The following is an 8,041-nucleotide window of genomic DNA, read 5'->3' as shown; positions in this document are numbered from 1 at the left end:
TCCGAGAAGTGGACGCACCCGGTACAGAACTGGAATCTGACGCTATCCCAGTTGAGTCTCCACTTCCCGAACAGGGTTGATCAATATGTGGATCTGTGACTTATGCTGACACAGAACTATGAACACCCTCGCGACAACTGCTCGGCAAATGCCTGACAATCTTTGCAATAGCACACCACGCGGTTGCCGGACGACGGCGCGGGCACCTCTGCTGCCCCATGTAACTCACCGCATTCACACTTTAGCTGAATTGTCGCCATGCACTCTCTCCCTGCTCAATGAGATTTACTGTGTTGTCGCTGACGGGTTTGCTTTGACGTCGGCCATACTAGCATTCAAATCCAACACCATCCGCTCTTGCAACTGTAAGGCATACTCTCTCAGACGCTTTGCATTATTCGCAAACTTTGCACCGCCACATGCTATCCCTTTGTAGGTAATATCCGGGCTTGAATAAACAGGCAGCCACTCATCTGCATAGGCCATCACAGTACCTTTCCCACCACATCTATAACCAAATGCATAAGGCCGGAATGCGTGTTGCTGATGTAAAGCCGTGATCTCTTTCAATTCATCTATTCGCACATCTATCTGATCTGAGAGAGTATCTATATCATGTTCGGCACCGGCCAGGTGTCCTAGTTCATGCTCAAGTATGTCACTGCTGCAGGCTAAATCAGCAATAAAGAACTGAGGGTAAACATCCACATATGTCATGCCGCACTGTTCCGGTAATGTGTTTGTAGATCGCTTAGTACTGAACAGCACGCCATAATAATGATTGGGTCTGGACGCGGACGCCTCAATCTGCTCAAAGTGATGGTACTCAAGCAAGTCGTGTACAAGTGTAATCTCATCAAACTCCACAAGATTCAATTCATCAGCAACCACAACCTGATGAAATGTACGACGCATAGGCACGCAAGAGTTTTTCAGAATCTGGTTAGATGTTTGTATCCAACTGTCGATGATACTGCTCCTGACAAACGGTGAATAATCCTCCATCGCCTCTTTTGACACAAAAAAGGTAATCGGGGTATCTACGACGTCCGTTATTTCGCATTCAGGCAACTGCAACTGATTAGATGAAGCAGCACCATCAAAAGCAAGCGTTAAAACAATTAAATACAACAGGATAGATAACACATCAGTTTCTCGCCACCAAGAAGAGCTCACTATAACAACCATGATGCATAACATCGCATTGTATTAAGGTTAATGTGCGACGATGCACATTTCCTCAACTCGACGATTTCAACGTTATCCCGGTCAGACACATTTTGGCTGAGCTCAGTTATAGCGTTACAACCTGTCAGTGAAAGAGACACGTCAATGCCGGATAAGCTCAACGATTTCAGTACCAAACTGTTAATCAATCAGGCGTTAATTGATCATCAAATAGCCTGCAGAGAATCGCTGTACGACTTTAATCACTCGCGCCCCAGTGAGCAGCAAAAACGGCAAGACATCCTGAACAAGATCCTCAAACAATGCCAGGGCACACATATCGAACCCCCCTTTCGCTGCGATATGGGCAGCAATCTTTCTATTGGTAAAGGCGGGTTTATTAATTACGGTCTAATTGTGCTGGATATTGCACCCGTCACTATTGGCGACCATGTGTTGATTGGCCCAAACGTTCAACTTAGTGCGGCCGGCCATCCGGTGCTGTTATCAGAACGGGTACAACCCTATGCCTGTGGCGATCCCATCACGATTGGCAATCATGTGTGGATTGGCGCTGGATCCATTGTGTTGGGAGGGGTTTCGATTGGCGATAACACAGTGATTGGCGCAGGCAGTATCGTGGTGAAAGACATCCCTTCAAATGTGATCGCTGCCGGTAACCCATGCAAGGTTCTCAGACGCATCGAACATGGTCAATTACCCACAGAAGAAGAGATTCAGGCGATGTATCATCAATTAGGGTTAAAAGCGTAATTGCCCCCCCTTGAACATCATTGCTGACAACGGATATCGTTTTCTCAATTACAAATCATCATCAATAACATCGTCTACTTCAAAGGCAGATCCGATAAACCAGTCATCAACACGGCGAAAGCCTAAACCACTGAGGTCAGCGGCACTGAGGGCTGCAACGACAGACTCATGAAACAGAAAAACAGGTTTTTCTTCCAAGGTAAAAACAAGCCTTTTATCTAAAGGGACTTGATCCAGGACTTTTTCATCTAACGACAGTTTCAATAGAGTAAATCTGTCACCGACATAGGTCCCTAATATTTCACTCCGTTTTTTATTAATCGCTTGATGATGATTCCAGATATGCATGTAATAGTGTTCTGACCAAATTTTATCGCCATTGACGATATTGGTTTGATAAAAGTCCACGCCAGGTAAGTTAAACAGTGCCAGAACTTGCCTGAATTTTTCAGAGACCAATTGCTCTGCGGTTTCATGGTAATCACACGGTTGGAACTTAGCACGATTACCCTCTGAAATACCAACTCTTCCCAGTCCAATAACGTGCCTTTTCAAGGGCCATAGAGACATCAAATGCCCTAACCCTTCATCTGATCCTTCTATTTTATCTAACATATAATCCGTTGCACGACCACTTTCTTTCAACATATAGTATTGACTATCATATTTCATTTTCTTGCCATTATACGATTTGTCTTCAAATCGACTATCTCTCAAACTGTTGATAATCCAGAATATTGAAAAAACATATGGCCACCATAAACATTTTATGGCAGCCATCGTAGTAATAGTCTGTTATTCAAAGGCCGAACCAATTGACCATTCATCTACCCGTTCAAAACTTAGACCAGTGAGATTAGCCTCACGGAGTGCCTGCACAACTGTTTCATGGAATAAAAATGTTGGGTCTTCTTCTAATCTGAAGACGAGACGTTCTTCAAGTGGAATCTTATCTAAAAAATTTTCATCAAGTGATAAATATTCTAATATAAAATCATCATCAATATAAGCACCATCTATCTTTGATCTTCCTTTATTAATTGCTCTATGGTGATGCCAGACATGCATATAATAATGTTCAGTCCACGTTTTACTTCCGCTAACAATATTTGTTTGGTAAAAATCCACACCAGGTAAATTAAACACCTGTAAAACCTGTCTAAATTTTTCAGAGACTAATTGCTCGGCTGTTTCGTGGTAATCACATGGAGTAAATCTGCTAGAATCACCCTCCAACACTTCTACAACACCGGGTCCAAATACACGCGGTTTAATCGATCGAAGTGACATTAGGTGCTCTAATCCTTCATCAGAACCATCAGCTTGTTCAAGCATATATGCACCTGACTCATGATTTTCTCTCAATATATAGTACTGACAGTCGTATTTCATATTATTTTCGTGCAAGGAATTTCCCAATGAACAGACTCAGCCACAGGCCTCTGAGTCAATGTTTATCAAATCCAGCCGTATCTATCATTAAAGCCCCACTGAAGGGGGCAATATCAATTACAAATCATCATAAAAATCATCATCGTCTTCTTCAAAGGCAGATCCGATCGACCAGCTATCGACACGGCGAAAGCCTAAACCACTGAGGTCAGCGGCACTGAGGGCTGCAACGACAGACTCATGAAACAGAAAAGTTGGGTCTTCTCTCAATCGAAAAACCAATCTTTTTTCTAAAGGCACTTGATCCAGGACTTTCTCATCTAAGGAAAGATTTAATAAAGTAAATCTGTTACCAATATAAGTTCCTTTTATTTCACTTCGTTTTTTATGAATCGCCTGATGATGATTCCAGATATGCATGTAATAGTGTTCTGACCAAATTTTATCGCCATTGACGATATTGGTTTGATAAAAATCTACGCCAGGTAAGTGAAATGGATCCAGAACTTTCCTGAACTTTTCAGAGACCAATTGCTCTGCCGTTTCATGATAATCACACGGCTGAAATTTTGCGCGATTACCCTCTGAAATACCAACTCTTCCCGGTCCAATAACGTGCCTTTTCAAGGACCATAGAGACATCAAATGCCCTAACCCTTCATCTGATCCTTCTATTTTATCTAACATGTAATCCGTTGCACGACCACTTTCTTTTAACATGTAGTACTGACTATCATATTTCATTTTCTTGCCATCACACGATTCGTCTTCTCATTGACCATCTCTCAAACAGTTGACAATCCAGAATATTGAAAAACATATGGCCACCAGAAGCACTTAGGCAGCCATTGTAGTAATAGTCTGTTATTCAAAGGCCGAACCAATTGACCATTCATCTACCCGCTGAAAACTCAAACCTGTGAGATTCGCCTCACGAAGTGCCTGCACAACTGTTTCATGAAACAGGAATTTTGGCTTCTCTTCCAATGTGAATACTAAACGTTTTTCTAGAGGTATTTTATCTAGTACATTTTCATCTAATGATAATACTTCTAGAATAAAATCATCATCCACATAAGTTCCATCAATTTTTGATCTACCTTTATGAATTGCCTGATAGTTATTCCATATATGCATATAGTAATGTTCTGACCAAGTTTTATTTCCGCTAACAATATTTGTTTGGTAAAAATCCACACCCGGCAAATTGAACCCTTGCAACACCTGCATGAATTTTTCTGAAACTAATTGCTCTGCAGTCTCATGATAATCTGATGGTGTAAAAAAATCTGGATTTCCCTCAATAATTTCAACCACACCAGGACCAAGAACACGATGTTTAATTGAACGAATCGACATCAAATGCCTTAACCCCTGATCAGAAGTTCTTTTTTGTTCTAGCATGTAGCTGGATGAGTTACCACTTTCTCTTAAAAAGTAATAATCGCTATCATATTTCATTTTATTTACCCAATCGTAATGTACCGTTAAAATGACCTAGCCCGTAGTTATGATTTCTATTTCTCTTACAGACTTTGCTTCTTTGTAAACCAAGTTTCTTAGCTTCAATACTTTTAACATTACAGCACCCCAACCGACTGCCTTTTTTATAATCTCGATTATCCCAAGCAATTGTCCATGTAAAATCTTCAATATAACGCAAAACTTTATTACTTATTTTTTTCATATTAAACTCAAACTTTCCATTTAATATCTCTCGATTTTCTGCATGCTCACAGAGCTTACCTTTTTCTATTTTTCTTTTAACATCTAGAACAAGAGCTTTTGCTGACTTAGGATAAGATAGGTTTCTATCTTCTTCAATTAATACTGAGTTATAATCATTCATCTCAATTGTTACTTCTTTTTTTACATCTTCATTTAAAATATCCCTCTCTAAAACCTCAAGTTCAGTAATTGCACCTCGCTTTCTATTATATGCAATTCCTTTTGCATGATTACCTTTATGTCGCTGAACTGCTAACTCACAAGCCAAACTCATATCAGCAGGTAATGTCACTAAGTTATGAATCCCATTAATATCATAACTAAAATTGTCAAAAAGCTCTGAGAAAATATCACCTTTCACTGCTTCTTTAGGTATAACATGATGAACTTCTAACGAACTATTCCCAATAAACCATTCATGCTCGCTTGGAAAAGATTTATTTCTTTTCTTATAAGCATCTGCCATGTTTTTCTTATGTGGACCATCACCATTATTCCCTTTCCCCGGCTTCAACCGCTTCCGGTTCTTACATTTAGGGTCATCGCAGATCGGGCAATGTTTCGGCAGGTTCGTCTCATTATCCTTTTCATGCTGTTTTTTATCGTGGCGGTTGAGCGTGGTCTTTTTGCTGTCGGCGATCTTCATCAGCACATCAATCAAACCTTCAAGTGCTTTACCACCGTTTCGGGCAGTGACGCCACCGGTAATGGCGACTGCAGCAACGGGGGCACCGACGCCACCACTGACAGCACCGGCCAAGGCAGTACCGCCTGTAACAGCGGCAAAATCGATACCTTTTTGCGTACCCTGCGACACCGCCAGGCGCGTCAGTTCATCCGCTGGCATGGCTTCCAGAAAAAGGCGTGGCAGGCTGGCAAGATAGGCTCTGGTTTCCGGGTCCGATAGTAACAGCAAGAGTATTTCCATTGCCTGACTGGCTTCTTGCAGACCCAGTTTCACCCGGTCAACGCCCTTCAGTTTGCGCTGCATCACGTCTATGTCACCGGTCGCAATCGCTTCTACCAGTACATCAATGCCGATATCCGCTGCGTCCATCAACTCGCCGAATTCGCCAAAATCAGGCAGATAGTCGGTGACACCTGAGCTGATCCCCATGCCGGTGCTTTTCGCATAAGACCAGCTTTGCTCCAGAAATGACAAGTCATCAAAGGCGTCTTTACGGCTGCGCATTTCTGCCAGTTCTTCTTCAACGCTGGCCTTCAGTTCAGCAAACTGCTCTGCTGCGATCATCGGCGCGGTTGCAGCCTGTTGGCGGGCAGTTTGCACCATCTCGCCAACCAGGCCATTCAGTGCTTCAGGGATCGCTTCCCTGTGTTTTTCGAGCTCCTTTTCTGCCTTTTTGGCTGCTTCTTTATCACCAAACGTCACTTCTGCGCCGACTTGAGGCACGCCGTACAGCATCACACTGCCGTTCGCATCCAGTTTTCCTTCCTGTTTTTCGCCATTGGCGAACATGACAGAGTAAGGCACATAACCTGCTGGCGTTTGCTCCATGTCATCGTACGTCAGTCGAATCGCCAGCGGCGCTGGCAATGCGTTCAGCGAGTGCACCACATCGGTAATACTGCCGCCCTGCGTGGTACGCTGGTTATTGGTCGGCACCACCATGATGTTTTCGCCCTTGCTGCGGATGGTGTTGATTTTCTGTTTCAGGCCGTTCATCGCCGCTGAAATGTCATCAGGCAGGTTTTTACGGACCGTTTTCACCGATTCCCGATGGGCTTTGATGTTGTTTGAGATATAGGTATAACCACGGGTATCTGAGTGAAAAAGGATCGTTTCCAGCCGGGCATCCGTTTTTTCCAGAATGCTGCCGCATTCGCGACTGAGCAGGGTTGCCTTAGCGTCCCAGTCCAGGTTGTCCAGCCACTCATTCGGATTGCCGGTTCCCAGATGACGCATAGAAGCCAGCAGGTTATTGCCGGATTCCTCTTTGTGATAATTGACGAACAGATCAAACAAGACGCCGTCTGCTTCCATTATCGGCAGCATGGTGCTGATCAGGCCGAGGATGTCCTGCTCCGACACAGGCTGCTGGTCAAAGAAGTTGATCAGTCGCGCTGCGATCTCTTCTGCCTGACCCGGTTTGGGGTTCAATGGCAGATGAGCGCGAATTTCCACTTCCAGCATGTGGCGAAATTCAAGGCTGTCTGCCAGCGTTTCGCCCAAATAACCCCAGTGACGCTCTTGCAGATCGCCTCTTGGTACCCAGAATGGCACGCACATGTGCGATGCGCGGTCAAAAAACACCTCGTCATCAAGCGTGGCTTTTTCAGGATTGGCAGGGCGAGGATAATTGATTTTATAAGGCGCTGGCGCTTCACCATATTCAACGGTGCAGCCTTTGGTGGGCAAGCCGTCAACGATGGCTTCACCTGCGTTATTCAGTGTGCCTTCTGCCAGAACGGCACCGGATTCATCTTTCAGTTTGAAAGGGGCATTGGCGAGCGGTTTACCGGACGTATAACGACATTGAACACGCAGCGCATGGGTTTTATCTTCATCTGGCTGAACGGTCACCGACGGATTTTCACAACCAAAACACATGGTATTGCCTGCGTTCATGGTCATCATATCGGTTTTACGGGCCACCCCGACACCTTCAATTTTCACTGTGGAAGATGCCGTGGTGAATTTGGCTTCCGCTTCAGTCGTACCGGAAACAATGCCTTTTTTATCGCCGCCTGCATCGCCGGTGCTGCACGAAAACTGGCTGCTTTTCAGTGCAATGCTGTTACCACCATCGGCGGTGACTGTTGTGCTTCCATCGGCCAGATCGGCCGACTTGGCATTGTTTCCGTAAGGGATAGGAACAACGGGTGGCCCGACCGTTGTCATACATACATCAGGGACGGCAGCATTCGCTTCACCGCCAGACCCTTTATGAACAATACTCAGACCATCAGCACTGATAGTGACTCCCATGACGCTTTCCTCATGAACTGAACAAGAATACGG

At 44.3% G+C, this 8,041-nt stretch carries 7 protein-coding genes; 1 reads left to right on the top strand and 6 read right to left on the bottom strand.

From position 1 onward, the window contains the following. Nucleotides 1–285 precede the first annotated feature (285 nt). Nucleotides 286–1,176: a hypothetical protein gene (locus Q4491_RS02740; RefSeq protein ID WP_303454243.1), complete on the bottom strand. Its 891-nt coding sequence runs from the start codon at nt 1,174–1,176 to the stop codon at nt 286–288. 156 nt (nt 1,177–1,332) lie between these two features. Between Q4491_RS02740 and Q4491_RS02735 the strand changes: the two genes are divergently transcribed. Beyond that, nucleotides 1,333–1,941, top strand: a complete 609-nt coding sequence (locus tag Q4491_RS02735) for a sugar O-acetyltransferase (RefSeq protein WP_303454240.1) — start codon at nt 1,333–1,335, stop codon at nt 1,939–1,941. A 48-nt stretch (nt 1,942–1,989) separates the two neighbouring features. Here the strand turns inward: Q4491_RS02735 and Q4491_RS02730 are convergent, their stop codons facing one another. From Q4491_RS02730 to Q4491_RS02710, 5 genes are all read right to left on the bottom strand, one after another. Next, entirely contained in the window at nt 1,990–2,613 is a 624-nt protein-coding gene (locus Q4491_RS02730; protein WP_303454238.1) for a hypothetical protein, read from the bottom strand. A 123-nt stretch (nt 2,614–2,736) separates the two neighbouring features. Further along, nucleotides 2,737–3,276, bottom strand: coding sequence for a DUF1629 domain-containing protein (locus Q4491_RS02725; RefSeq protein WP_303454236.1), 540 nt, complete (start codon nt 3,274–3,276; stop codon nt 2,737–2,739). Nucleotides 3,277–3,450: 174 nt separating this feature from the next. Then, nucleotides 3,451–4,077, bottom strand: a complete 627-nt coding sequence (locus Q4491_RS02720; protein ID WP_303454233.1) for a hypothetical protein — start codon at nt 4,075–4,077, stop codon at nt 3,451–3,453. A gap of 120 nt (nt 4,078–4,197) precedes the next feature. After that, complete coding sequence (locus Q4491_RS02715) at nt 4,198–4,794, bottom strand: DUF1629 domain-containing protein (protein WP_027253188.1); 597 nt, start codon at nt 4,792–4,794, stop codon at nt 4,198–4,200. A gap of 1 nt (nt 4,795) precedes the next feature. Beyond that, on the bottom strand, nt 4,796–8,008 hold the full coding sequence (locus Q4491_RS02710; RefSeq protein WP_303454223.1) for a PAAR-like domain-containing protein: 3,213 nt from the start codon (nt 8,006–8,008) through the stop codon (nt 4,796–4,798). Nucleotides 8,009–8,041: the final 33 nt, after the last annotated feature.

The sequence above is a fragment of the Photobacterium sp. 2_MG-2023 genome, from assembly GCF_030547675.1.
GTDB lineage: Bacteria > Pseudomonadota > Gammaproteobacteria > Enterobacterales > Vibrionaceae > Photobacterium > Photobacterium arenosum.
The sequence above is the reverse complement of the archived record's forward strand: the minus strand, read 5'-3'. Positions and strand labels throughout refer to the sequence as shown.

Coding starts and splice junctions, on each gene's coding strand:
- Q4491_RS02720 (WP_303454233.1), bottom strand. CDS start 4,077: ATGAAATATGATAGTCAGTACTACATGTTAAAAGAAAGTGGTCGTGCA.
- Q4491_RS02730 (WP_303454238.1), bottom strand. CDS start 2,613: ATGAAATATGATAGTCAATACTATATGTTGAAAGAAAGTGGTCGTGCA.
- Q4491_RS02735 (WP_303454240.1), top strand. CDS start 1,333: ATGCCGGATAAGCTCAACGATTTCAGTACCAAACTGTTAATCAATCAG.
- Q4491_RS02710 (WP_303454223.1), bottom strand. CDS start 8,008: ATGGGAGTCACTATCAGTGCTGATGGTCTGAGTATTGTTCATAAAGGG.
- Q4491_RS02725 (WP_303454236.1), bottom strand. CDS start 3,276: ATGCTTGAACAAGCTGATGGTTCTGATGAAGGATTAGAGCACCTAATG.
- Q4491_RS02715 (WP_027253188.1), bottom strand. CDS start 4,794: ATGAAATATGATAGCGATTATTACTTTTTAAGAGAAAGTGGTAACTCA.